This is a genomic window from Bacillus sp. RCC_6_1 (assembly GCF_041360755.1).
GTDB lineage: Bacteria > Bacillota > Bacilli > Bacillales > Bacillaceae_G > Bacillus_A > Bacillus_A cereus.
The window spans coordinates 30,143-53,523 of the sequence record NZ_JBFUPV010000019.1 but is presented as its reverse complement, the minus strand read 5'-3'; the positions used below and the strand labels follow the sequence as shown (position 1 = coordinate 53,523).

The window sequence follows — 23,381 nt, the reverse complement described above, 5'->3', positions numbered from 1 at the left end:
TCAAAGCTTTATGCAATATAGTTTTAAATATAAAATATATTGGTATATCCTTATTTTTAATAAAAAAGAATTCATTTTGAAGAAAGATTCTCAAAATGAATTCTTTTTTATTTTGATGATTTTATCCAAACATTGTTGGATTTTGTTCAGCGGTTTGTTTTTCTGAAGATTCAACAGGGTGAACCTTATTAATCACCGCATAGGCTAAATCTTTATAAGCTTGTTGTACTTCCCAAGCTGCTGCACCTTGTTCTTTATATAGCTCAATTCCTTTAATGGCTGTTTCTATCTCTGGATCAAATGTTTCTTTTTTAAAGAAATAAGGGATATTTAAAATAGCGACCCAAAAAATAACGTAATGATAAATCACGAGAGATTCTATACTTATGTTTTTAAAGGTTTCTTTTGCTTTTAATAATGGAAGAAAGAGTAAAATGATTCCGTGCGTTAATACCCCTAAAAATATTCCTAAAATCGTTCCTTTGGGATTCCTTAAAAGAAGATGATCAAGAACCTTTGATAAAGTCTCTGTTAACTGATCCATTATACTTTTCCTCCCCAAGCTTCAAATCCACTGATTTCCTCTTTAAATTCAGCAGTATCTTCCGTAGAAGAAAATATTTTTCTTCCTTTGCCATCACCTTTAAAATAGTCTTTATTTTTTTCATCGGCGATGAAACGTAGTATTTGTCTCAATTCATATTCATTAGTGCCAAAGTACCCTTTTTTCAATCGGAATTGTAAAATCTTTTGTTTAATGAAGACAACGAAAATCATAAATATAGTTAGAAATTGAAAAATATAATTAGGTTGGAAAAGATCCAATTGAATCCCTACTATATAAGCTAGAATACTAAGACCACCTAATATGTACGCCAAAGTGTTATTTTTGGCATTATGTCTTATAACAAGTTCAGTAACAGCAAATTCTTCTTTTGATGCTCCTGATTTTTTGTTTTTCGCCTTCAATAGATAATCTTTGTACAGGCCATAATTGAAAAAAAAGATTAAAAATTTCAAAGCAGTCGATTTGACCACACTTCCAACAGAAACATCAACGATTTTACGAATACTACCATCAGGGAATACTTCCACTGATTTCCGTAGCTTTTTGTAATCAAAGACAGTAAAGACTACTGTTAATAGTACTGTTGCGGTAACAAAAAATGATAACAGTTTTGCTCCGGCTGCAATATAATCCCACATATTTATCATCTCCTTTTCTATAAAATAACATATTTTAGATATAAATCCCTATTTTTCTATTATTAACGATATAGAAGTATTCAAAATTACAATTAAATTTGTTAATTAATTATTATAATTATATATAAGGATGTAAAATAGATAAAAATAACACAAAGTTCTCGTGTTATTTTTTATTGTCTAAAATAATTTTTCTTTTCTTTTTTAGCTTTCCTGGTAAATTATATTTCTTTCTCGCTTCAATCCCTATTTTTGCGATTTTTTTAGCTTCTTCTTTTGATAATCGCATAAAGATCCTCTCCCCTTCCGTATTTATTTCCATGTTTAACAGATTAGTAAAAATTTATACATACCCCTCTTCCCTACCACATATACATAAAATAAATCTAGGACACTAGGACACTGGTTAAAACCTAAAGTATGAAAGTGGAGGTCAAAATGAAAACAGAAGAAAAAAAGAGGAAGACACGTTCAGATAAAAAAAGGGACATTAAGCCAACGGTTTCTATTAATCTTAAAGAAACAATTTCACGTATTTCCTATATAACTACTACTCCAGTAAAAGATGTATCCGAGCATATTTGTTCAATTGGTTTATATTCTAAACAAGTAATGGATCTTTTATCAGAATACTTTAGAAGGGATTTAGTATTTGGAAATACATGCTATGTTGGTAACTTAGAAAGAACATCTTTACAACGTCAAAAGATAGACGGTCTGACAGATCGTATTACAATTCGTTTTACACAAGAAATAGCTGAAAAGATAAATAGTTTGGCTTATGCATTAGATGTAACACCTTCTAAGGCTACAGCAATATTGTTGGAAGTGAGTTTAAAAAACTCAACTATTACAAACAAGTATTTAAAAATGTATTTACAAGAACAATTAGATCCTGGAAGGCTAAGGGAGTTAAAAAGGATTATAAAGTTTATTAATCAAAATAATCCATATGAAGAAGAGTTTTCTTGGACAGAATTTATGTCTTATATTTTTGAAGAGGTAAAAAGTAATACAAAGAATATCCCTGGAGCTATAAATGAATGGATAGATAAATATAAATAGTTTTTACACTTTTACACTTGTATAAAAGTGTAAAAGTGTTATAATAAATATATCATAATCTTAATAATTAGTTGGGAGAGTTATTATGGCAACGCAATATCATTTAGATGAAAAAATATATACAGATCACGCAGAATGGAAAAAAGCTATTGCAAATGATTGGTTTAAAAAATACAACCAATACATGATTAAAGAATTTTTCTATCTTGGACGGAAATTTGAATTTGAAGGTCATGTACATGAGGTATTAGACAATAATGCTGAAGTGAGTAAAATGAAGGGCTGGTTAAAACTAAAGGTTTTTGGGAATAAATCTCATGAGGTTTATATTCACCCTAAGAAGATATTACGTGATAAACCCGAATTAAGAAATGAGCTTGATGTTAGCTTGGAAGGAAAGACAGTCATTTCTAACATAAGTGAAAATCATGAGCAAATGAAATTATTTTTGTGAGTTTGATACATAGATATTTTTCACACTTTTACACTAAACAAAAAGTGTAAAAGTGTAAAAATAACAAAGTAATTGGGAGTGAAGATCATGTAACTTAATCTTTTTAGAGAAATAGTAGTGGGCAATTAGTATATAAGAGTGTGAAAAATCAAATAAAGTTTAATAAGTATAGATATATAGCCAAATACAATTATAGATTATACTTAAAGTAAAAAAAGTACTCAAAAGTTCATTATTTTACACTTTTACACTTGTGTAAAAGTGTAAAAGTGTTATAATAGAATTATAAGTTGATAAGGAGAGATTCATTATGATAAATATTGTTCCAGAAAAAGATATTGATATGTTAAAGGCATTAGCACATCCGGTTAGATTAGAAATAGTAGATGTACTTTTATCAAAAGGTGGTTGCAATGTTTCACAACTAGTTGAGGAAATTAATATTCCACAGTCAACAGTATCACAGCACTTAACAAAGCTAAGAACAACAGGTATTGTTAGGTTCGATAAATTAGGACAGGAATCTTATTACCGAGTGGAAAACCCAAAAGCCAAAGCAATTGTTGAAGTTTTGTTAAAACATTAATAGAGAGGGGACTTACAAGTGAAAAAAACTAAATATGAAAAGCCTCACTGTCAATGTGGGGCTGATCTTAGATTTATAGGTGATTTATCAGTTATTGCATCAATTGATAGTAACGGTCGCCCAAGTCAAGTTGGCCTGTCTATAGGAAAGGACCATAGGGTTTTCCGTTTATGGTGTCCTCTTTGCAATTGTGAATATCAAGGATCGGTAGATGAAACAGGTAGAATTATTATGGGAAAAAAATTAAAGTCAGAAATTAATTATAAGGTGATTTAAATATGAATAAATTGAAAATAAAAGCGAAAGATAAAAAATTAATTAAATTCTTGGTTAGAGTTCTAATGATAATCGCAATTGGTTTAGCGATAATGACGTTTGCTGATTGGGGGGCCAATTCTCTTAAAGAAAGTAATAAAGAGTCTGCTATAACGATAGAACAGAGTAGAGAAAACGTGAAGATGGCAGAAAAAATGGTTGAAAAAGAACTGAATACTAGTAGTAAATATTTTTAAATGATAAATAGGTCAGGTAACTATTTCTTGTTTGGAACATACCTAGATTCAAATTCAGAATCGTATTGGATAGATAAAGCTTTAGAAGCTGAAGTACAACTAAATGGTGAGTGTTATATGGTATCTTTTGAAACCAAAAGAGTAGATTCAAAAAATGAAGAAATAGAAATGTATGAACCAGTAAAGATTATTAAGCTTATTAAACAGTAACCTTAATATACTAATCTATAAAGTTGATAAAAATAAAAGTGTAAAAAGAGAAAAGGGTAAAAGTAGAAAAGTGTTTGGGAGGAAAAGAGATGGTCTATATGTTAGAAAGGTCTTATTCATGTATAAAAGTACTGTTAGTAAGCATCATATTAATAAAGTTTGCATTTGTTTTTCCTCAATTTAGTTTTAATATTTTTAAATTTATATTTTGCATAATTTGTTTATATTTTTTTCTAAATGCAATTTGGAAACTTATAAAGTGGGTTATTGCCCCTATTATTATTTGTTTCGGAATTATAGCAATAATGAATGGTAAAACAGGTATTTTTCTGAGTGGTATTCTAGAATTTATGAAAAGCATGTTTATGTTTTAAGTGGAGGAAGAAATAATGTTTGCCTCAGTGTTATGGATCTTAAGTATTTCTTGTATGTGCTTCTTTATTCTATATATATTTTTCAGTTTACTATATGTAGTGCTGGAACTCCCAGCTGCCTTAGAAAAGGTAATAAGAATTGTATTTCCGGCAATTTTTACATGCATGATAATGTTGAGCATAGTAGAAAGAACTTTATAGAAGGAAATGACCGAACCAAGAATCCCCTATTACTTGGTTTCTTTTTTTATGTTATAATACGGTACACGATTTTGACTAAAAAGGAGTATATAAAATGATTTTTGACCAGCTAACCGAAGAATACCGGTTATATATGAGGAATATTGGACGTAGGGATTCTTCCATTACCCGTTACCTTTATGATATCAATTCATTTTTAAATTGGCTTCAAACTCAACAGAATGTCTCAAAATCACTTTTAAAAGAATTAGATAGTAATGATATTGAACAGTACTTATCCTCTCTTAAATCGTTAGAAAGGTACAAGACTTCGACTCTGAAACAAAAATATATACACATTAAAAGCTTCTTAGATTATTTCAATGCTAAAATTGAAGTAAACAAAAATCCTTCATCTAATTTAAAAGAAAGTAACTTTGCTACTGATGAAGAAATACATAAGCTCTTAACCATCATAAAAAGCTACGATGGACTTTCAGAAAACCAAGCAACAGGAAGACCCTATATCATAAATAGAAATACGCTATTAGTACATTTCATGCTTTATTACGGGCTTTCTATTAATGATTTGGTGACTTTGACAATGAAAAATGTAAATTTAGGTACAGGTGTGATTACACCTGGTAAAGATTCATCGCTTCCTAGACAGATACAACTTTCAAAGGACGATCAAAAGCTGTTATTCGCCTATTACAAGGAGATTCCAGATATATTAAGACCTCAACATCATTCTGATCATTCCCTGTTTATTGCATTTGATTTCGCACGTAAAGCATTTCGATGGGATTATGGTCTAGATGCACCAAAACCTTTTACAAAGGTTGCTATACAGCGGATGCTTCAAAAAGAGAATAAAAGAGCTAATATACATGTTACCCCAACCACTTTAAGAAACCGTTTTGTATTAAATGCTCTTCGTGATGGAATAGATCCGCTTCAAATCAAACTAATGTTAGGTTTAAAAAGTCCCAAATCTCTATACCCTTACATCAATTTTTTCAATGAATTAGTAAGTAAAAATAAAATTTAAAACACGAACAATATTTCTTGGCCAAAATTCCTGAATGCCCCAAATCACGAACTTTATCTAGCCCTGGTATCCAGGTAAACAGCTGCTAAATCCGAATAATAACATTGAATACTAGTATTCAATGTTTAATTTCAAAAAGCGGAAAACTATAATATTTTTGAATACTAGTATTCAAAAATAAAAGGAGATTCTACTTATGATTACAATTGATAAAATTAATGCTGAATTATATAAAGCTTATAATATATTTAATCATCATTTCTTTGAAGGAACATTACCTTCTGCAGCAATTACAATTCAAAGCTCTTATCATCATAAATTGGCAATGGGATGGTGCACTACAAAGGAAATATGGGGCGATAAAGAGGGCAATAATAAGTTATACGAGATTAATATTAGCGCAGAATACATAGATTATGAGTTCTATGAAACTATGGATACACTTCTCCATGAAATGGTTCACTTGTACAACAAAGTACATGATATTCAAGATACTTCAAGAAATAATACATATCATAATAAAAATTTTAAGGAAAGGGCTATTAAGAGTGGATTTATGTATGAAACTGATAAACCAGATCCAGTTTACGGTTGGTCCTTTGCAAAACTCAGTGATGAAACAAAAAAAATCATTTCAAAAATGGAGATTGATCAATCTATTTTTACTATTTCTCGAAAGGGGCGTGAACAATTTCAACGCATTCAAGAAATAAGTGACACTATTAACTCAATAGAAGCTGCATTAATTGATTCAAATAAAAATGATTCAATTGCTACGTCACCAGCGACCCAGGAAAAAAAGAAAAGAAAATCCTATTTTAGATGGACTTGTCCTAATTGTGATCTCATTGTTAGAACTACTAAATTAGGTGTAAATATTAAATGTGGTGATTGTAATGAAACTCTTGAAGTAAATGAATAGTAGGATTTATTTCAAAAGTATAGTTTTATAGGATGATTCAAGTTGGAGAAAAGCACCTTAGGGGTGTCTTTTCTTTATTTAGAATTTTTGTTATAATTTATTTAATGATATTTTAACGATTTTTGTACGTACATATTATAAATGAAGAGATGATAGAACATCTCTTTTACCTATCGCTACCACAAGGTGCATGGTCACAATTAAATACTATTTTCTAATTTTAGAAGACCACCCATGTTTTGCGATACGGGTGGTTTTTTTATGTCCCTTTGTACTACAAATGAATGGTCGTATATCATATTAACTTGATAGAAAGGAATGGGAGAAAAATGAGTAAAGATTGGATTAAAAGGGCCAAGAAAAATTTATTGGAAAAAAGTGTAGAAAAAGAGGATTTTCCAAAAGCGCGTAAGGAATGGCAATACAAAGGCTTAGAGGATAATGAATATTGTGAAGCCGAATGTGAATTATGTAATCATGAGGAAATACGCTATGAATATATAATAAAAAATAAATTGAATAACAATATAATGATTGTAGGTTCCAAGTGCATTCAGAAGTTCACAGATGATTTTAAAACAGATTTTTACGATACAGAGGGCAATCTTGTTAATGAGCAACGCTTAACAAAAGATAAAAAAGCATATTTGAAAGAAGTTTTACATAAAGCATTGGATAAACGATTAGCAACTTCAAACAGTGAGTTTTACAAGAATATTGCTAAAACAATTAAAAAAGATGGCAAATTAACACCTAATCAATTAAAATGCTTACACAATTTCTACCCAACACTTGATGATATGGGACAACGAGCTTTTAAAAGTATTGTTAAAGTACGTTTACGAAAAGAAAAGGAGCAAGAACAGCTAAAAAATCTTAGTTTAATTGATTTAGAATTTGTTGCGCAATTTATGACAAGTTCACAAAGAAAAACTCATGGTGTTTCTAATTTCAAATAATACTTATAATGAGCAACCAGTTCCTTAAATTCATTGTTTTATTATAAATTAGAAAGTTTTTTAAACGTGTCCCAAAAAAGAATGAATTGTTGCCGTACCACTATTAAAGTATTGGAGGTTAATAATTTTGTAAGGATTAATGAAATAAGGTTTATTAAATAGGATTATTAAATTTACCATTTTTCATGGTATGCTAAAATCACTATATCGGAAGCTGATTGGGTTGCTAACCTTTCTTTGATAATTTACAAGAAAGGAGGGATACACATGGGAATGAAAGACTTGTTTGATTACTCATTGGGTCTATTGCACGATCCTATTCAGAAAGGCTTGAAGGTATACTTCATAGCACTTGCATATAGTTTGGTAGATAAAACAAATAAAAGAACCGTCCAAAATGCCTGCCAGCCTACGGACGATTCTAAACAGAAATAATATTTTAGTAACCAATCGAGCTTACGATAACAGTTACCAAGAGGGATGCGCCAACATCCCTCTTTTTATTATATACCAATGAGTAATACTACAGTACTACTACAGTAAATATAACAAACATGCAATTAAAAGTACAAATGGAATGTTATGGAGATGAAAGACCATGATTTTTCAAAGAAAAGCGGTCAATTTTGATGTACATGACATAAAAAAATGTAGTTTAGGACATATTCTTACAAATAATTTTTCTTTAAATCTTTTAAATAACAAATAAGTATTTTTAGAATGACGTGTATAATTTAATGAAAGGGGGCTTAAAAATGGTAGATGATAAAAATTCTTTTCAACCTGGAATATACGCCATCATTAATAAAAAAATGAAAATGGTATATGTAGGCGAAACTGAAGAAGCTTTTCTTATCCGATGGATTGAGCATATTTCAAGAATACCTAGCTTTTTCGAAAATGCAGATAGAACAATTTTATATCTAGATCAAGATACAAAATATATTATTCTTAAGGAACTAAATAAAAATAAATTTACAACAAAAGATTTTTATAGATTCGAGCATGAAGCTATGGAATTTTATAAAAGTAAAGGCTGGAATGTCACTTCTAAAAGTCATTTCAAAGAAAGTATGAAGGATAATAATTACTTAAAAAAAGATAATGAATACACAAGATATAAAAGGGCCATAAAACATATGATAAAATCATTAGGATTAATAAATACAAAAAATAATAATGTTGGCCTTCTTTATAGCAAACTATATGAAAAAATAAATAAACATTTTGAAACTGATGTTTATAAAAGAAGTAAAGGTGGCGTTTTAAACAATCTCACCAAAGAAGAACTTCAATTTATTATTTTAGATTTATACCCAAGATTTAGGGAAAAAATGTTAGCCCTATACCGAGTCGAATATGCAAAACAAGAAATTCAATTAAATTTATTTTAAATGTTAAATTTTAATTCTAATCAGTTGTAATTAAGAAACACATTTTAAAAAGTTCTTTTCATATTCGTTTTTAACAGTTCTTTTATAGTTATCTAATGTAATTATATTCAAACGTATTAAACGCTTATAAATAAGAGTGTAGCCCCCTTACAATTCATCCTTATCAAAAATAGTAAAAAACCACCCATTATCGCTAGAATTTCAGATAAATTAATTAACAATTTGTTTAATACTTGTTATAATAATTATTAGCAGCTAGTATATTTTTAAACAGTGTGTATAAACTAATAAAGACAGGATGCGTCAACATCCTGTCCAAGTAACTGCTACCGCAAGGTGGTCGGTTGCTAAATTAAATTATCTTTTTTTAGAACCGCCCTTTCGCTTGCAGGCATTTTTAGGGGCGGTTCTTTTACGTTTACTGCCGATCTTTTTGACAAGCTTATTTGCATAAGCTGTCACAAATACTGTAAAAAAGATTTTTACAGCATCTTGCAATAAATTAAGTAAAAAATCCATGTAAAGTCACCTCCTTTCTCTCTTAAATAAGAGAAAGGATAGCAACTCGACCGCCCTCACAATATACAATTACTTACTTAAGTTTACCATTTCTATCCCCATATCATCTACTAATTTATCTATCTTAGTAATTATTATTTATTTTTTACACTTTTACACTTGTGTAAAAGTGTAAAAAGGTGTATTATTTTATTAAAGCTTCTCATACCTAACTTGAAGGGTGGTTCTCTATGAATCATAAGGAAAAACAACAATATACCAAATTAGAGGAATACAGCAGGAAAGAACTAATAAAACTAAATGAAGACGTATTGTGTTATGCAAAAGCAATCAATGGCTTACCAGCTGATCACAAAGATTCTCTACTGAAAAGAGGTTGGTTATTACCTTTTTTATATGGATATGATAGTCTACTTTGGAAAAGATGGGATTATTGGTTTGATATTATTCACGCTGGCACAATAGAGAGTGCTGGTCCAATACCACAAATTGAATGGGTAACCGCTAATAATAAAGGATTTGAAACAACTATAAAAATGCTTCAAAAGTGTTTAGATTATCATGAAGCAAGTATGAGTACATTTATCCAGTGGTTACATTGGGGATTGGCTTTAACTAAAACCTCCCCAAAAATAACAGAAAAATTGAGTCAGCACTATTATAAACACTTTAATATTTTCTTAATGCAAAAACACCCTAGTGATTATATGTCGATTATCTTATGTGAACAAACAGGAAAGGGATATAAAGAAGGTTTAGGCTACTTTCCAACCCCCTTTCAGCTAAATATTATGATGACCTACGTAGTATATAAAGACATAAATAACCCTTTAAAACGAGAAGAATATAAACAAAAGACCGTATATGATCCGTGTGTTGGCTGCGGTTCAACATTTCTCCCTGCTTCAAACTATTCTTTAAAAGGATTTGCTCAAGATGTGAGTAGAACTGCTTTAGACTTACTTAAAATACAGTGTATGTTATATGCTCCCTGGTTTGCTGTTCATCCAGAACATATACAAGGCTTTGAGAATAAATCTTTAATGAATAACGAAAAGCAGCTAGAATTTATTATTTAAATTTTAATTTTACACTTTTGTAAAAGTGTAAAAGTGTAAAATTAAAACATTGAAATCTATTAAATATGAGGTGTCCGTATGAAAAAATACTTAACTCTATATCTAATAATCTTTTGTACCATATACAGTACTATAAACTTAATAGAGTTCTCACAAACACCTATAATGACAGAACTTTTACAAGGCATATTAGCCCCTCTGTCTAAATGGTATATTGGTATTCCTATTGTTTTATGCTCTATAAGTTTTGGTATTTGTAGAATTTTTCAACCCAAATACTCTAAAATCTTCCCGTTTATCGGCATAATGATTTATATGATAAATAGTCTCCTAGGACCAATGTTTAAGCTCTATATGAAACTATAATTTATAACATAAAAACAAATAAAAAAAGAAAGTTCCTTGTTAGCTTGGCGGCACACAGGAACTTTCTTTAAACAATAAAAGATGATAAGGATGATTAAAAATGGCTAACACCCTATATAAGTTAACTACTAGTGAAATTATTTTATCACAAAATCAAAGTAAAAGTGAATCATTTAAAACTTTCTTTTCTTCTACTTTGAGAAATCAATACCAAAAATTAAATCTATGGTTTGGAATTGAAGAACGTTTATCTGATCATATTATTTATTATGGCACTCTATTTCTTATGTTTCTAATTCCAGCTGCTACTTACTTCATTTCCGAATTATTATACTAGATATTTTCACACTTTTACACAAGTGTAAAAGTGTTATGGTGTATTAACAAGACAAAAACTAAGGGTGAGAAATAATGAAACATGTTGATACAATAGCAACAGACGGCCGGAGCATTTTAGTAAATGACATCTTTACTAATGGATGTATGCCATATCGTTTAAATTGTTCATTCCCCATTGATTATTAGTTGATCCCCCACCTAGCTTCTATGATTCCGGTGAATTTTGAGGTGGGGGTCTTACTGCCCGTTAATGCGGGATAAAAGATGATAATATGTTACTAATTAAAGGGAACATTTGAACTTTTAAACTATACAAGTATTAATGTAATAGATTTTGAATTTTATTAAAAAAGGAGTGGATACAAAATGAAATGGAGATTAGAAAAGGTAAAAGAAGTTGATGTAGAGGTTACCCAATTACCAGCAGAAGAGATGTTAAAACATTGGTATTGGTTAATTGAACAAGCTGAAAAACTTTCTAAAATCGAAGAAGCACATGCGAAAGGTTCGAGGAAGGGTTTAGATATAGCAATACAGGATGCTTTTCCTGTTTCCATGTTGAATAGTGAAATGCTTAATGATGAATAAACAAAAGGGTGGTTGTTAATGATCGACCAAGATTTTATAGATAAAACTGTATCCGAGCTGTGGCATCTTAGAGGAAGATTGGGTGGGCTATTAACTTATGCAGATTATGAGGATCAATCGCAAGATATAGCTTTCCGCGCTATTAATACTATAAAAATGTTACAAAAAGAAATTGATAGATTGAAAGAGGAATCGAAAAACTAAACAAAAGCGTTATTTGGCTACAAAAGGGGGAATCGGAAGTGAATAGTTACAAATTGTGGTTAGATGGTGACGAAGAATTTAAACATACAGAATTAGCAGAAACACCAGGTAAAGCGAAGTATCAATTTTATAAGTACTTACAAGATGGGATTTGGGAAACGGATTTTAAAACATTTGTGAAATATGTGAGATGTAGAAAGGTAAGAAGCGCTGATATTACATGTATGTTTGGCGATAAAGAGCAATTTGAACGTATGTGTGAGTTAAGAGGAATCAAATTTGCTTATCAAGGCATGAAAATTGAGGTATGTGGCCAAGCGGGAATTATTGTCGGAAGTACATCGGGCTTGAATTTACTAGTAGCTTACTATAGTGATCCGTGGACTTCATATAATTGTCATCCGTATTACGAAACAATTTATTACGATGAAAGCGGAAATGTAGTGGCTGATTATCGTAAAGAATTAGCAACAGTTTAATAAAAATAGTTATTTAAAAGAGTTCAACCCCTTACGGTGCGTGCAAAGGGGCTGTGATTAACAAACTCTTACTAAAACACGAGATTGATGAAGAAAAATAACAATTTATCTATTGCATTATACCACTAAAATAATTTATATTTCAACTTGATAAATTTTCGTATTTATTCACTTTATAAAAATACGTCTTGTCTATTCAAAAGCCACTAAAACTTTAAAATACTAGACACATATTTATAGACCTATATTTGATTGTTCATGTAAAATAAGAACGTACAGAATACCCTATTTTGTATGTGATCCTGCAAGGTAACTTGTGGGATTTTTTATTTTCTTATAATCGCATTATCCATAGTTAGAATTACCACATAAAACCCTTCTGTGAAAATATTACATTTAATTACACTCAAACCAACTGGTAACTTTTTATTTTGCTTCTGATGTAAATATTAAATTCAAAATCTCAGCTAAGATTATATCTGATGGAATCATAAATTTATTTGAAATTGATGTACGTCTTGGAGAAAAATTTCTAATAATACCCTTTTGATAATAATCATTAAATATAGGGTATCCTTAACTTTTATATAGCAAATAGATATAGGTTACCACAAACACGAATAGCCCAGTATCAATTTAGGGCAACTGAACCAGGCAATTTTCACATATGTATTGTTAACAATTTTAAAAACAATAATATCCCTATTGTGACATTTTTTCAAACACTTGATGTATATAGGCGCACCAGGCTATGTATGTGTTGATTATTCGTGACGATCTCCTGTTCCTTCTCGATTGAATACACTATGATCAGTAGTTTAACCAATCGAAATTTATGCATAAAAAAAGTTTCATTTAATCGTATTATAATTATTCTCAATTTCCTTTCGTTTTATACGTCTAAATTTTAGATGCGGTAAGTTATGTGTAATTTGATAACACAAATACGCATTATTGTTTACAAATTCGCTTCTACCAATTCTTTTATAACTTGCAACTCCGCCTCTTGCCGGAATTCTTCTAACTTTGCAAAAATAGTTTCTTCCGTGAATTTTATTTCAGTGCCTTTCATTTCTTTCATCCACATTTGAAACATATTAATAGAACGATTCCGTGTTTCTTCAAAAATATAATTTTTATTCTCTACTAACAAATCATCAAACTCTCTTTCCCATTGCTCATCTAAAGATTTTTGAACCTTTCCAGGAGTTAGACCCAAATGTTCCAATAATCCAACAGCCTTATCTCCTAAAATCAAACGCTCTATTCCATTAACTATTTCTTTTATTTCAGGATCTTTATCCATTTGCTTATATTTAATATTGATAACATCATTATCTTTCACCAAAAAGAACGCCTCCTTCTTGATTAATAGTTCAACATACAAATGTAAATCTCCTATATTAGAATCCCTTTTCAAGATAAATTAAAAACGATCCACAAGAGAGTATTATATAATTTCTTTCTACAAATTCTGCACATTTATTACCAAAGGTACTCATTTCCAAAACATCCACCATGACTTCTTTTTCAAACTAGCTGCCGCTATTTCTTTCTGTGCCGATACAATAGTACGTTTTGCTTCTTGTATCTCTCTGACCATCTTCATAAGATTATCGTCCCTTAACTCTAACCTTTTTTCTATCCTTTCTTCTCGTTCCTTCCGATCTTTCATATCTTCCTTTATTAATCTATTTCTTTCTTTAATGTCCTCTTCAATTAATTTATTCTTTTGATCTATGCGATCACCTAATCTCTTTTCCATTTCTAATATATTTGCTTGCTGCAACTTATTAATTTCTTCTATCATACCCTTCACGTTCAAGAACATCTGAATACTTTCTAAGTGTGCTGCCACTCACACCTAGACGACTATAGACCTCACTGCTGGTATATACTATCTCTGCTTCTGACATAGCGCTACGCCACCTCCTATAAAGAAAATTCCATATTAAAAGGTCTAATACCTCTTGAAATCCATCGACGAAGCTCGCACAGTCTTTGCTAAGTTTTGTCGGAATAGGTAGATTGAGAATCCTACGAAATAGCCCGCGAAATTATTTATCTCAAAAAAGTTATATATTTTAAAAAATCACCCTTAGAATCCAGATGAAGAATGATTATAATATGGTCTGTAAGCGATTCAGCTATTCTAAGGGAGGATATTATGATTATGAAAAAGACACAGGGAAGAAAGAAAAAATTAAATGTAAAGATTCGTTTTTGGGGTTTCAAACTTTTTGTTAAATATTCTGCTTAACAAAATATTTATATTCGATTTATATTTGTAAAACCTCTTCATAAAAGAACGTAGGTTCGTGTATAATAGGAACAAACGTTCTTTTACTTTAGGAGGAATCACGATGTATGACTATTCAATCCTACCGAATAGAATCATCTTATGTGTTGATTTACGTAGCTTTTATGCTTCAGTGAGTTGCATCAAAATGGGACTTGATCCTATGCATACAAAGTTGGCTGTAGTCGGCGATGTAAATAGAAATGGTTCAATCGTTCTTGCTGCAACACCCCCATTAAAATCGTTGGGCGTAAAAAAGATGGCAAGGCTTTACGAAATTCCTCGTCGTAAAGATATTCTAGTTGTAAATCCAATTATGGGAACTTATATTAAATGCTCCAACTACATAACAAAACTAGCTTTACAATACGTTCCTATTGAGGATTTTCACCAATACAGCATCGATGAATTTTTCATGGATATTACCGATAGCATTCATTTATTTGCCAACGATCCATACGAATTCGCTATGAAGTTCAAGCGTGAAATATATGATCATACACGAGTTGAATGTACAATTGGAATTGCTCCTAACCCACTCATGAGTAAGGTTGCTTTAGACATTGATGCTAAGAAGAACACAGACGGGATTGCAGTTTGGCAGTACGAGGATGTACCAACAAAGCTGTGGAGCATACGCCCCCTTAATAAATTTTGGGGCATATCATATAAAACTGAAGAAAAGTTAAATCGAAAGGGAATACATTCTATTGGAGATCTAGCTAATTATCCCCTTAAATACTTAAAACAGAGCTTTGGCAAAATTGGCGAAGAATTACACTTACATAGCCACGGAATTGACTTTAGTCGCATTTCAGAAAAATATGTTCCTGCCACAACTTCTATTGGAAAAAGCCAAATTCTAATGCGTGACTATACAATAGAAGAATTCCCGATTATTCTACTGGAACATATTGAAGAAGTTTGTTATCGACTTAGAAGACAAAACAAACTTGCTCAAACTGTTCATTTTTCTGTCGGTTATAGCAAGAGTTATACAGGTGGTATTAGGAAAACACATACTTTAAACCGGCCAACAAATCTAACGATGGATATTTATCATATATGTACATACTTTTTACATCAACAATATACTGGCGAACCCATTCGCAGCATAAACATATCCTTAACAAACCTAATTCAAGAAGGGGAAGAACAAATTTCTCTTTTTGATAATGTCACGAAACGAGAACAAGAAGTGAAGTTAACAAAAGTAATGGATGAAATCCGCACAAAGTTTGGGAAGAACAGTATTTTACGAGGGATTTCCTACACGCATAGCGCTACAGCTAGACACAGAAATACACTAATAGGAGGCCACAAATCATGAATAACGCTAATATGCCAAAAGGAAGAGGAATGGTGAAATTCACCCCGTTTGCAGCAATTCCTGAACAATTTGCTGGGATACGTGAAATCATCAAAGAGAAAAACAAAGTAACTAGGCCGATCTTAACAGATGAAGAAAAAGTACAAATTGAGAACATGTTGTTATGTTCCTTATTATCTGAAGAAGAAATACTAATTACATATTATGAGGATGGTTATTTGCTCTCTAGCTATATGACTGTTGTTGATATTGATCCACCAAATAGTACTGTTATATGTACCGATGCTTTTTATAACAAGATAAAACTGCAATTTTCTAATATAATAGATGTAAAATAGAATAAGTTGATGTAATCACGTTTTGATAATTAAAAAAGGAGTGTAAAAATGCAAGGGAATCAGATAGGAAAGAACGCAGCAGGAGTAGTTATTCATAATGGTTCTGGTGTAAAAATTCGAAATATCTGGAAGTAATCTCCCAAACTTAGACATACTGATACTAGTATTCTAAAAAAGGACGTGATCAGTATGAAAAAGCAAGATCTATTCAAAAGGAAACATTATCTAATAACATCGTGGAATACGACCACCGGTTTATTAAAAGACGAGTTCATTCTATGGTAGGATTAAAATCCTTTAAGACAGCAATCTCTAAATTAAGTGGTGTTGAAGTCATGCGTATGATTAAAAAAGAACAGATTGATTTGCGAGATCAGTCTGTTCAAAACCAGAAAAAATTCATCCATCAATTGTTTGGACTAACAGTATAAAATACAATTCTGCTAGAAATATATGCGCTATATTCTCTTTTATTTTATCTCAGCACCAGAACCTATTTTCTTCTATGTGTAATTCCAATTGTGATATTGTTTTTGATTTCTGGTGCTAAAGGTGTTGCTTGAATACATTTTCGCATGGTTTCTTGAGTCACTTCATTTGCACGTGGTAATACTACAACTACAGCAGCTGGGTTTCCACTACCTACAGCTGGAGCCAGCACACTCCACCCTGCTGCACCTGCTTGACTGGCACAATTTAATATTAATAGTTCTTCCATTGTATTTACGTTGTTAGGGTAGGTTAATCCATAAAAATATTCTATGCCTTTGTTTGCCATCCCTGGACAAAAACCTTTTGTCTTTATCGGACCAACATAATACCAACATTCGTAGGTGTAAGGTTCTTTCCAATTCAGTTCTCCTAATTTTCGTTCATAACCTTTTTTTCCAGGATTTGTACCTGGATTGCACGGTGTCGGAACTTTGACTTTATGACCTGCAATGTTAACCCATTTATAGCAAATCTGTGATGTTGGTCTTTCATTAATATCCATGTCATAATAAAATTCAGGATACATATAAGGCTGAGAAGCTGATAAATAACTTTCAAATCTTTGATTAATAGCCAATTGCACTCCTCCTTTTTATATTAAACACTTTATGGAAAATTTCGACTCCTAGTGTTTGTACAGTTCACATATAGGTTCCCTATAAAAGTAAAAAAATTTTAAAATATCCTGTTTTGAAATGACAATAAAGTTATTTAATTTTAAAAGCCCAAACAAGCATAACCCCGTTCTAAATTTAGGATGGGGTTAAAAATATAACAATAAAGTCATTTCTTTAAGCATTACAGAAACGACTTTATTGTAAATTAAACAACTTTTTTGTCACTTAACAAATACAGCTTTTCGATATTTAATCATTAAACAAACAAATAATCTAAGATTCAGAGGTTGTCCCCTTTATCTTAGATTATTAGGATTCCATAATTTGATTTTAGAAACATCATTTGTGTTACAAGTAATGTAGTATACTAATCTGTAAATAAGAAGATCATGTTTATCTTTCCTTTATCTCCCAACCTACATAGCAATTTTTAATACGTAAGTCGGGAGTTAATTGTTGGAAATTCAGATGCGTTTGGTTAAAACTGGAGGATGCATAATATGGAACAACAAACTGAAAATGGTTCAAGAGCTCCTAAAGTATTTATATCATATGCTTGGACATCTCACGATTACCAAGAAAAAGTGGTTGCCCTTGCAACACGTCTTATGGAAAACGGTATTGAAGTTATTATTGACGTGTGGGATTTAAAACCTGGAAATAACATGTATGCTTTCATGGAAAGTATGGTAACTGATTCAACAATCGATAAAGTATTAGTTTTATGTAATAAGACATATGCTGATAAGGCTGAAAATTATGTAGGTGGGGTAGGTACAGAAACTCAAATTATAGGGCCCAAAATGTATAATAAAGTAAAACAAGAAACGTTTATTCCTGTAATTTTAGAAAGAGAAGAATCAGGAATAGACTATATCCCAGTTCACATGGTTGGTAGTATCTACATTGACTTAGATAGAAAATTTGAACAAGGTTTTTTGAGGATCTACATGCTTTTTCTGGCCCTTTAGATATAAGTGGTCCATATATTTTTGAGCACTATAGATACCTTATTCACGAAATATTTTTATACACCGCAACAGTATTGATTTCTAGGCAGATGTACGATAAATTAAATGAAATTTGTAAACATGTATATTTCGTAAAGAGAAGACATTCTAACGAAATAATAGGGGGCACATGATCAAAAAAAGAAAATTGTACGTCAAGGGATTTTCTTACATTTACAATTGATAGATGAACCATTGCAAGGATTATATCCACTTACTGTTTTTACAAATCTTAAAGGTAATACTATCAAGGTTGACTAACCAGAACCAATTGGTCTCCTTGTCTTTTTTTCATTTTTGATAATTGTTATTGATAGCCTACAAACCGGTTAGTTTTAATTCCTATCTTGGCCAGTAGGAATTAAAGACTTTCATTAAACACATCTATTAGATTCTCCGCATCATTGTAGTCCATTTTAGCATCCCACGTTAGCGAGCGCACCATTTCATCACGGTCCTTTTCGTACTCTGCCTGTTTGCTTATATCATAAAGAAAAAGATAAGACCACTTTAATTTAGTTATAGCAATTATTCCCTCTCTACGACTCAATTCTTCAATATATACATCAAATGTTTTTTCATGCGAATCCCTCCTTTTCAATTATAATGCATTCAAAATTAAAGATTGGATACGTTTTTCCCTGGATACAATACTTCCATTGCTTCGACAGTAAATATTCATTCCCCTCTTCGCTTCCCTTCAGGCTTATAATATTTCGCTTTACCATCTTTTATCAACCCGTTTAACACATCACTATTTTTCAATCTGTTTAATTTCATATGTAAGCTATCAAGTGTAATTCCCCAACGATCACAAGCTTCTCTTGGTGTCATAATTTCATCTAACGTAAATAACATTATCTCCATACCCCACTTTGACTGTTGTTGATATCGATCCACCAAATAGTGCTGTTATATGTACCGATGCTTTTTATAACAAGATGAAACTGCAATTTTATAATATAATAGATACAAAATAGAATATATTTACGTAAGTAAGTTTAAACCATTATAAAGGAGTGTAAACAATGCAAGAGGCTCAAGTAAGGAAGAACGCAGCAGGAGCAATTATTCACAACAATATAAATAATTATCCACATTTAAATATACCAATGATTATTAATGAAAAAGATGGAATGATTTATGAAGTTCTAAGTGCTGGTTTTCACACTAATGATGCAGTAGGAATGCTAACAACGGATAGTTTCACTACTACCAGGGTAAATGCACCGATTATAACAGTGAAAAACAATGATGGTAGTATTCAAGCATATCGCTTACCTTTAGAACTAGAACATTGGGTTCTTTCTTGTATGCGTGCTGCTTCAGTAGAAAAAAATCCGTTTCCATGTACAGTTGCTTTTGGAATTATAGACAAAAAATATCATGTTGAATTCAAATAAAAAAGGTCTGCTTATTCAGCAGACCTACCATCAATTATAGCTTTATATTTTTTTGCCTGTTTCAATGTCCAAACAGGTGTAGAAGCAAGGATCTGGATTGGCTCAGGTAATAATGGTCTTACTTTCTTCCCATCTCGTTGTCGAGAAAACTTTGTGCTCAAACGCGCTTTATCCCAACCTAGTATCTCAGCAAATTCTTTTAAACCAACGAGAGGGGGAATTACTCCCCCAGTTCATCGCTCCACGCTTGATAAAAGCCGCCCCCAACCGTTTCAAGTACATTATCATCCTCTTGCGGAGATATTCCATACCAATATGCGGTTGTTATTACTTCACCATCTAAAGTTTCGATTGTAATTTTTTCTTGCGTGTAAGCTATACCTTCTTCAGCAACTTTTTTCGCTTCACTTAAACCACTTACTTCAACTTCTTCTGTAACACCAGTATGATAGTTTACAATGTATTTTTCCATTTATAACATCCCCTTCAAAAGTGATAACTTTGTTATCTTTATTATAACAAAAACAGATAACTTTGTTAACACTTTTAGGATAATTCATTTAATTTTTCCCTTCCTTTTAGGAAAGAGAAAATCCATAGCTTCTACCGTTAAAATCCATTCTCCACGTTGTTTCCCTTCAGGCTTGTAGTATTTAACTTTACCACCCTCAATCAATGTATCTATCAATTTATTATCTTTTCCTCGCTTCAATTTCATTCGCAGCGCTTCTTGTGTAATCCCCCAACGATCGCACGCTTCCCTCGGTGTCATAATTTCATCGAGCATAAATAACATTCACATCACCTCTCGTTACTTATAGGTAACACATAATTTAATTATACGTTACCTATAAGTAACTTTCAACTGGATAAAAAACATAATGAATTATGCGAAAATAAAGCAAATGAAGAACTACCACCCCTTAAAAAACTGAATAATCAGTTTTTTATTTTTCAACAAGAACACCTTCTTCAAATTAAGGGAATATGGTAAAATTATGGAAATATATAATAATAGGGTGAGGGGATTAAATATGAATGTGCAAACTGTCTCCAAAGGAGAAATAACAAATCTACTAAACAATTGGTATCAATCCATCATTTCACAACATGTACTAAAATCCACAAATTTCAAGAAAGAAATTGATAGTAAGATTCATCAAATTGAAGAAGACCAAAATATTCTTATCTATTATTCATTACTAGATTTTAGATATAAGTTACTTACCCATGACGTTAAAAACTATAAAGATAGTTTAGAAAAGATAGATTGTATACCTGATCAAGCAGACACCTTCCTAAAATATTATCATAGTTTTTTCAAAGCAATTTATTCAATTAATATAGGAGATTACACATCAGCTAAAGAACAATACGAAGAAGCTGAAACATTATTAAAGGATATTCCTGATGAACTTGAAATAGCTGAATTTAATTATATGTTTGGTTCTTTCCACTATCATATTTATCAGCCACTACCATCAATCAAATATACTACAAAGGCAAAGGAATTATTTTCAAAGCATGCAGGGTATGAAATCAAAGTTGCTGCTTGTAATAACACACTAGGTCTTGCTTGTACTTCCCTCGGTCAGTATGAAAGTGCGGAAGAACACTTCCTTGCGGCTTTAAATACTTTCAACAAACACGACGAGGATAAACTATCAGCAAAAGTGAAACATAATTTAGGTTTATTGTATGCAGATCAAAATCTTTCCGAACTAGCAATTAAATACCTGGATGGATCACTTGTAAATAACCAAAAAACATTGTTCTTATTAGCACAGGAGTATTTCAAATTAAATGATACAAGCGCTGTCAGGTTGCATATTGAAAACGGATTGAAAATTTCAAATGAAGAGTACACTCATCATTTCAATATTCTAAAAGGATTAAATGACAATATAAGTACAGATGAATTAGAAGACATCATTTTGGCAGGAATTTGTTATTTTAAGAAAGAAGAGTTATGGAAATACGTAAAAGATTATTCAGCTGTTTTAGGAAATAAGTTTTACGAGTTAAAATCGTATGAAAAAGCGAGCAAATATCTACACATGACAAATGAAGCTGATAAAAAGGCTTCAGAGAAAGGAGCCTTAAAATAATGAAAAAATCTCTATTGGTCTTTGCTATAGTCACGGGTTTTTTATCTTTCAGCTTCAGTGACAATACAAACTTACAATCTGTATCAAAAGAAAAAGTAGATTTTGTTCAATATGCACATGGTGAAACTATTTAACACAATAAAATACTAAAAAGTTATGTCATTACCCCATTACAATGCGTAACACAAATAATTATTAACAAAATAAAAAGAACCCAATATAGGTTCTTTTTATTTTTTCTTCTTACTCTTAAACATAAATCTTATTAATAGCACTACAATTGCAATGATAACAATTGTAATTATTGCACCTGTTAAACTGAAATTAGAAAACAAGTTTTTCACCTGCCTTCATTATTTAATTTTAGTAAGTAGCAATCGTAAATGTTCCATATTGCCCATTTACAGTTGTTTTTGCATACTTACTAGTATAAGCAACTGCATAAGCCGTGTAACCTTCACTTAAATCTGAGTAGAGATAATTAGTATTACTAATAGAATCACTTAAAGTATTACTATAAACTTTTCCAATTCCATCTTTTCCTACAGCACCATATGCAGTAATTGTAACAGAATTTGTTATCTTATTGGCTTGTCCTGAATTTATTCTTGTTGAGAAATAAGCTCCAAACGAGTGATTAACGACACCAATATCATCCCATACATAACCATTCATGGTTGCCGAAATACCAGAACCGCCACCACCTTTGTTGAAATATTCTGATTTTCTAGCGAGAGTTGATGCTTCGGATTCCCCAAATACTGTAGATTTTGCATATGTTCTTACAAAGTCTGCATCTTCTTTTGAGAACTCCACATTATTAGGGTACTTTAGGTTGATTTCTTCGAATCTCTCAATGATTTGGTCTTTCGTAAGAGTTGGTTGTTTTACCTCTACTACTTTTGTGTTGCTAGTTTCTTCCGCATTTGCATTAGGTGATAGTACACCAAATGAAACAACTCCTAAAGTTAGAACAAGTGAAGAAACTCCCAATCTTTTTAATACATTTCTCATAATCTTTCTCATCCCCTTTAACAATATTTGGTACTCTTCTATTTTAACTAATATTTAACATAAATGTAACAATATTCTAACAAGTGGAATATTTAAATGGATTGGATAATATTGTAATAACCTATTTTGTACCATTAAAATTTTTTATCCTATCATCAAAACTATCCTTAAAGGTACACTTTAAAGTACAGTATTAAAACATATGAAAACAACGTCCGCAAAAGCCTTATACACAAAATAAGGGACGTTCTTTTTCTAAACAGGAATTAACGAACGTGAAATG

At 31.1% G+C, this 23,381-nt stretch carries 31 protein-coding genes and 3 pseudogenes; 23 read left to right on the top strand and 11 right to left on the bottom strand.

Translation table 11 applies throughout. From position 1 onward, the window contains the following. Window positions 1-121: 121 nt before the first annotated feature. The 3 genes from AB6801_RS28630 to AB6801_RS28620 all read right to left on the bottom strand — a co-directional run bounded on the left by AB6801_RS28630 (window position 122) and on the right by AB6801_RS28620 (window position 1,495). Window positions 122-544, bottom strand: coding sequence for a hypothetical protein (locus tag AB6801_RS28630; RefSeq protein ID WP_370941316.1), 423 nt, complete (start codon window positions 542-544; stop codon window positions 122-124). Further along, entirely contained in the window at window positions 544-1,206 is a 663-nt protein-coding gene (locus tag AB6801_RS28625) for a hypothetical protein (RefSeq protein ID WP_370941315.1), read from the bottom strand. The genes AB6801_RS28630 and AB6801_RS28625 overlap by 1 nt, the downstream gene beginning before the upstream one ends. A 166-nt stretch (window positions 1,207-1,372) precedes the next feature. Then, window positions 1,373-1,495, bottom strand: a complete 123-nt coding sequence (locus AB6801_RS28620) for a hypothetical protein (protein ID WP_370941314.1) — start codon at window positions 1,493-1,495, stop codon at window positions 1,373-1,375. Between the two features lie 149 nt (window positions 1,496-1,644). Here AB6801_RS28620 and AB6801_RS28615 point away from each other — a divergent pair, with 149 nt between their 5' ends. The 11 genes from AB6801_RS28615 (at window position 1,645) to AB6801_RS28565 (ending at window position 8,913) form a co-directional block, all read left to right on the top strand. Then, the gene (locus AB6801_RS28615; protein ID WP_370941313.1) at window positions 1,645-2,271 is read left to right on the top strand and encodes a hypothetical protein; all 627 of its coding nucleotides are present in this window, start codon (window positions 1,645-1,647) and stop codon (window positions 2,269-2,271) included. An 85-nt stretch (window positions 2,272-2,356) separates the two neighbouring features. Beyond that, on the top strand, window positions 2,357-2,725 hold the full coding sequence (locus AB6801_RS28610) for a hypothetical protein (RefSeq protein WP_370941312.1): 369 nt from the start codon (window positions 2,357-2,359) through the stop codon (window positions 2,723-2,725). Between the two features lie 310 nt (window positions 2,726-3,035). Beyond that, on the top strand, window positions 3,036-3,311 hold the full coding sequence (locus AB6801_RS28605) for an ArsR/SmtB family transcription factor (RefSeq protein ID WP_086390125.1): 276 nt from the start codon (window positions 3,036-3,038) through the stop codon (window positions 3,309-3,311). Between the two features lie 18 nt (window positions 3,312-3,329). Then, on the top strand, window positions 3,330-3,587 hold the full coding sequence (locus tag AB6801_RS28600; RefSeq protein WP_370941311.1) for a hypothetical protein: 258 nt from the start codon (window positions 3,330-3,332) through the stop codon (window positions 3,585-3,587). A 2-nt stretch (window positions 3,588-3,589) separates the two neighbouring features. Then, window positions 3,590-3,823, top strand: a complete 234-nt coding sequence (locus tag AB6801_RS28595) for a hypothetical protein (protein ID WP_370941310.1) — start codon at window positions 3,590-3,592, stop codon at window positions 3,821-3,823. 27 nt (window positions 3,824-3,850) lie between these two features. After that, a complete protein-coding gene (locus AB6801_RS28590) occupies window positions 3,851-4,033 on the top strand; it encodes a hypothetical protein (RefSeq protein ID WP_370941309.1) in 183 nt (60 codons plus the stop codon). 669 nt (window positions 4,034-4,702) lie between these two features. Continuing rightward, window positions 4,703-5,638, top strand: a complete 936-nt coding sequence (locus AB6801_RS28585) for a tyrosine-type recombinase/integrase (protein ID WP_370941308.1) — start codon at window positions 4,703-4,705, stop codon at window positions 5,636-5,638. A gap of 196 nt (window positions 5,639-5,834) precedes the next feature. After that, a complete protein-coding gene (locus AB6801_RS28580; protein WP_370941307.1) occupies window positions 5,835-6,560 on the top strand; it encodes a SprT-like domain-containing protein in 726 nt (241 codons plus the stop codon). Window positions 6,561-6,889: 329 nt separating this feature from the next. Then, a complete protein-coding gene (locus AB6801_RS28575; protein WP_370941306.1) occupies window positions 6,890-7,519 on the top strand; it encodes a hypothetical protein in 630 nt (209 codons plus the stop codon). Between the two features lie 267 nt (window positions 7,520-7,786). Next, window positions 7,787-7,954, top strand: coding sequence for a hypothetical protein (locus AB6801_RS28570; RefSeq protein WP_370941305.1), 168 nt, complete (start codon window positions 7,787-7,789; stop codon window positions 7,952-7,954). Between the two features lie 320 nt (window positions 7,955-8,274). Continuing rightward, complete coding sequence (locus AB6801_RS28565) at window positions 8,275-8,913, top strand: hypothetical protein (RefSeq protein WP_370941304.1); 639 nt, start codon at window positions 8,275-8,277, stop codon at window positions 8,911-8,913. A 357-nt stretch (window positions 8,914-9,270) separates the two neighbouring features. On the opposite strand, the gene AB6801_RS28560 is transcribed toward AB6801_RS28565, so the two are convergent. Then, entirely contained in the window at window positions 9,271-9,432 is a 162-nt protein-coding gene (locus tag AB6801_RS28560; RefSeq protein WP_162841993.1) for a hypothetical protein, read from the bottom strand. Between the two features lie 230 nt (window positions 9,433-9,662). Here AB6801_RS28560 and AB6801_RS28555 point away from each other — a divergent pair, with 230 nt between their 5' ends. From AB6801_RS28555 to AB6801_RS28535, 5 genes are all read left to right on the top strand, one after another. Then, on the top strand, window positions 9,663-10,511 hold the full coding sequence (locus tag AB6801_RS28555) for a hypothetical protein (RefSeq protein ID WP_370941303.1): 849 nt from the start codon (window positions 9,663-9,665) through the stop codon (window positions 10,509-10,511). A gap of 466 nt (window positions 10,512-10,977) precedes the next feature. Then, the gene (locus AB6801_RS28550) at window positions 10,978-11,214 is read left to right on the top strand and encodes a hypothetical protein (RefSeq protein WP_370941302.1); all 237 of its coding nucleotides are present in this window, start codon (window positions 10,978-10,980) and stop codon (window positions 11,212-11,214) included. 368 nt (window positions 11,215-11,582) lie between these two features. Beyond that, window positions 11,583-11,804 (top strand): hypothetical protein, encoded by a 222-nt coding sequence (locus AB6801_RS28545; protein ID WP_098605146.1) that lies wholly within the window; start codon window positions 11,583-11,585, stop codon window positions 11,802-11,804. A gap of 18 nt (window positions 11,805-11,822) precedes the next feature. After that, window positions 11,823-12,008, top strand: coding sequence for a hypothetical protein (locus tag AB6801_RS28540; RefSeq protein WP_098605144.1), 186 nt, complete (start codon window positions 11,823-11,825; stop codon window positions 12,006-12,008). Window positions 12,009-12,046: 38 nt separating this feature from the next. Beyond that, window positions 12,047-12,487, top strand: coding sequence for a hypothetical protein (locus tag AB6801_RS28535; RefSeq protein WP_370941301.1), 441 nt, complete (start codon window positions 12,047-12,049; stop codon window positions 12,485-12,487). Between the two features lie 958 nt (window positions 12,488-13,445). Here the strand turns inward: AB6801_RS28535 and AB6801_RS28530 are convergent. Continuing rightward, the gene (locus tag AB6801_RS28530) at window positions 13,446-13,832 is read right to left on the bottom strand and encodes a hypothetical protein (RefSeq protein ID WP_086390135.1); all 387 of its coding nucleotides are present in this window, start codon (window positions 13,830-13,832) and stop codon (window positions 13,446-13,448) included. A gap of 153 nt (window positions 13,833-13,985) precedes the next feature. After that, window positions 13,986-14,403, bottom strand: a pseudogene (locus AB6801_RS28525) (DUF3967 domain-containing protein). 447 nt (window positions 14,404-14,850) lie between these two features. On the opposite strand from AB6801_RS28525, the gene AB6801_RS28520 reads away from it, so the two are divergent. The 3 genes and pseudogenes from AB6801_RS28520 to AB6801_RS28510 all read left to right on the top strand — a co-directional run. Then, window positions 14,851-16,116 (top strand): Y-family DNA polymerase, encoded by a 1,266-nt coding sequence (locus AB6801_RS28520; protein WP_370941300.1) that lies wholly within the window; start codon window positions 14,851-14,853, stop codon window positions 16,114-16,116. After that, window positions 16,113-16,454: a YolD-like family protein gene (locus AB6801_RS28515; protein ID WP_370941299.1), complete on the top strand. Its 342-nt coding sequence runs from the start codon at window positions 16,113-16,115 to the stop codon at window positions 16,452-16,454. The genes AB6801_RS28520 and AB6801_RS28515 overlap by 4 nt, the downstream gene beginning before the upstream one ends. A 182-nt stretch (window positions 16,455-16,636) precedes the next feature. Continuing rightward, window positions 16,637-16,885 (top strand): annotated as a pseudogene (locus AB6801_RS28510) (DDE-type integrase/transposase/recombinase); the annotation flags it as partial. A gap of 62 nt (window positions 16,886-16,947) precedes the next feature. Here AB6801_RS28510 and AB6801_RS28505 read toward each other — a convergent pair. Further along, complete coding sequence (locus AB6801_RS28505; protein ID WP_370941298.1) at window positions 16,948-17,523, bottom strand: hypothetical protein; 576 nt, start codon at window positions 17,521-17,523, stop codon at window positions 16,948-16,950. 540 nt (window positions 17,524-18,063) lie between these two features. Between AB6801_RS28505 and AB6801_RS28500 the strand changes: the two genes are divergently transcribed. Then, window positions 18,064-18,534, top strand: a complete 471-nt coding sequence (locus AB6801_RS28500; protein WP_370941297.1) for a toll/interleukin-1 receptor domain-containing protein — start codon at window positions 18,064-18,066, stop codon at window positions 18,532-18,534. A gap of 717 nt (window positions 18,535-19,251) precedes the next feature. Here the strand turns inward: AB6801_RS28500 and AB6801_RS28495 are convergent. After that, entirely contained in the window at window positions 19,252-19,431 is a 180-nt protein-coding gene (locus tag AB6801_RS28495) for a helix-turn-helix domain-containing protein (RefSeq protein WP_370941296.1), read from the bottom strand. On the opposite strand from AB6801_RS28495, the pseudogene AB6801_RS28490 reads away from it, so the two are divergent. Both AB6801_RS28490 and AB6801_RS28485 read left to right on the top strand, forming a co-directional pair. Then, window positions 19,431-19,553: pseudogene (locus AB6801_RS28490) on the top strand (YolD-like family protein); the annotation flags it as partial. The gene AB6801_RS28495 and the pseudogene AB6801_RS28490 overlap by 1 nt on opposite strands. Window positions 19,554-19,601: 48 nt before the next feature. Next, entirely contained in the window at window positions 19,602-19,976 is a 375-nt protein-coding gene (locus tag AB6801_RS28485) for a hypothetical protein (RefSeq protein ID WP_370941295.1), read from the top strand. A gap of 220 nt (window positions 19,977-20,196) precedes the next feature. On the opposite strand, the gene AB6801_RS28480 is transcribed toward AB6801_RS28485, so the two are convergent. Further along, the gene (locus AB6801_RS28480; RefSeq protein ID WP_370941294.1) at window positions 20,197-20,448 is read right to left on the bottom strand and encodes a hypothetical protein; all 252 of its coding nucleotides are present in this window, start codon (window positions 20,446-20,448) and stop codon (window positions 20,197-20,199) included. Between the two features lie 84 nt (window positions 20,449-20,532). Further along, the gene (locus tag AB6801_RS28475) at window positions 20,533-20,772 is read right to left on the bottom strand and encodes a helix-turn-helix domain-containing protein (RefSeq protein WP_370941293.1); all 240 of its coding nucleotides are present in this window, start codon (window positions 20,770-20,772) and stop codon (window positions 20,533-20,535) included. A gap of 238 nt (window positions 20,773-21,010) precedes the next feature. Here AB6801_RS28475 and AB6801_RS28470 point away from each other — a divergent pair, with 238 nt between their 5' ends. Next, the gene (locus AB6801_RS28470; protein ID WP_370941292.1) at window positions 21,011-22,084 is read left to right on the top strand and encodes a response regulator aspartate phosphatase; all 1,074 of its coding nucleotides are present in this window, start codon (window positions 21,011-21,013) and stop codon (window positions 22,082-22,084) included. Window positions 22,085-22,447: 363 nt separating this feature from the next. On the opposite strand, the gene AB6801_RS28465 is transcribed toward AB6801_RS28470, so the two are convergent. Continuing rightward, complete coding sequence (locus tag AB6801_RS28465; RefSeq protein WP_098293162.1) at window positions 22,448-23,098, bottom strand: hypothetical protein; 651 nt, start codon at window positions 23,096-23,098, stop codon at window positions 22,448-22,450. Between the last annotated feature and the right edge of the window lie 283 nt (window positions 23,099-23,381).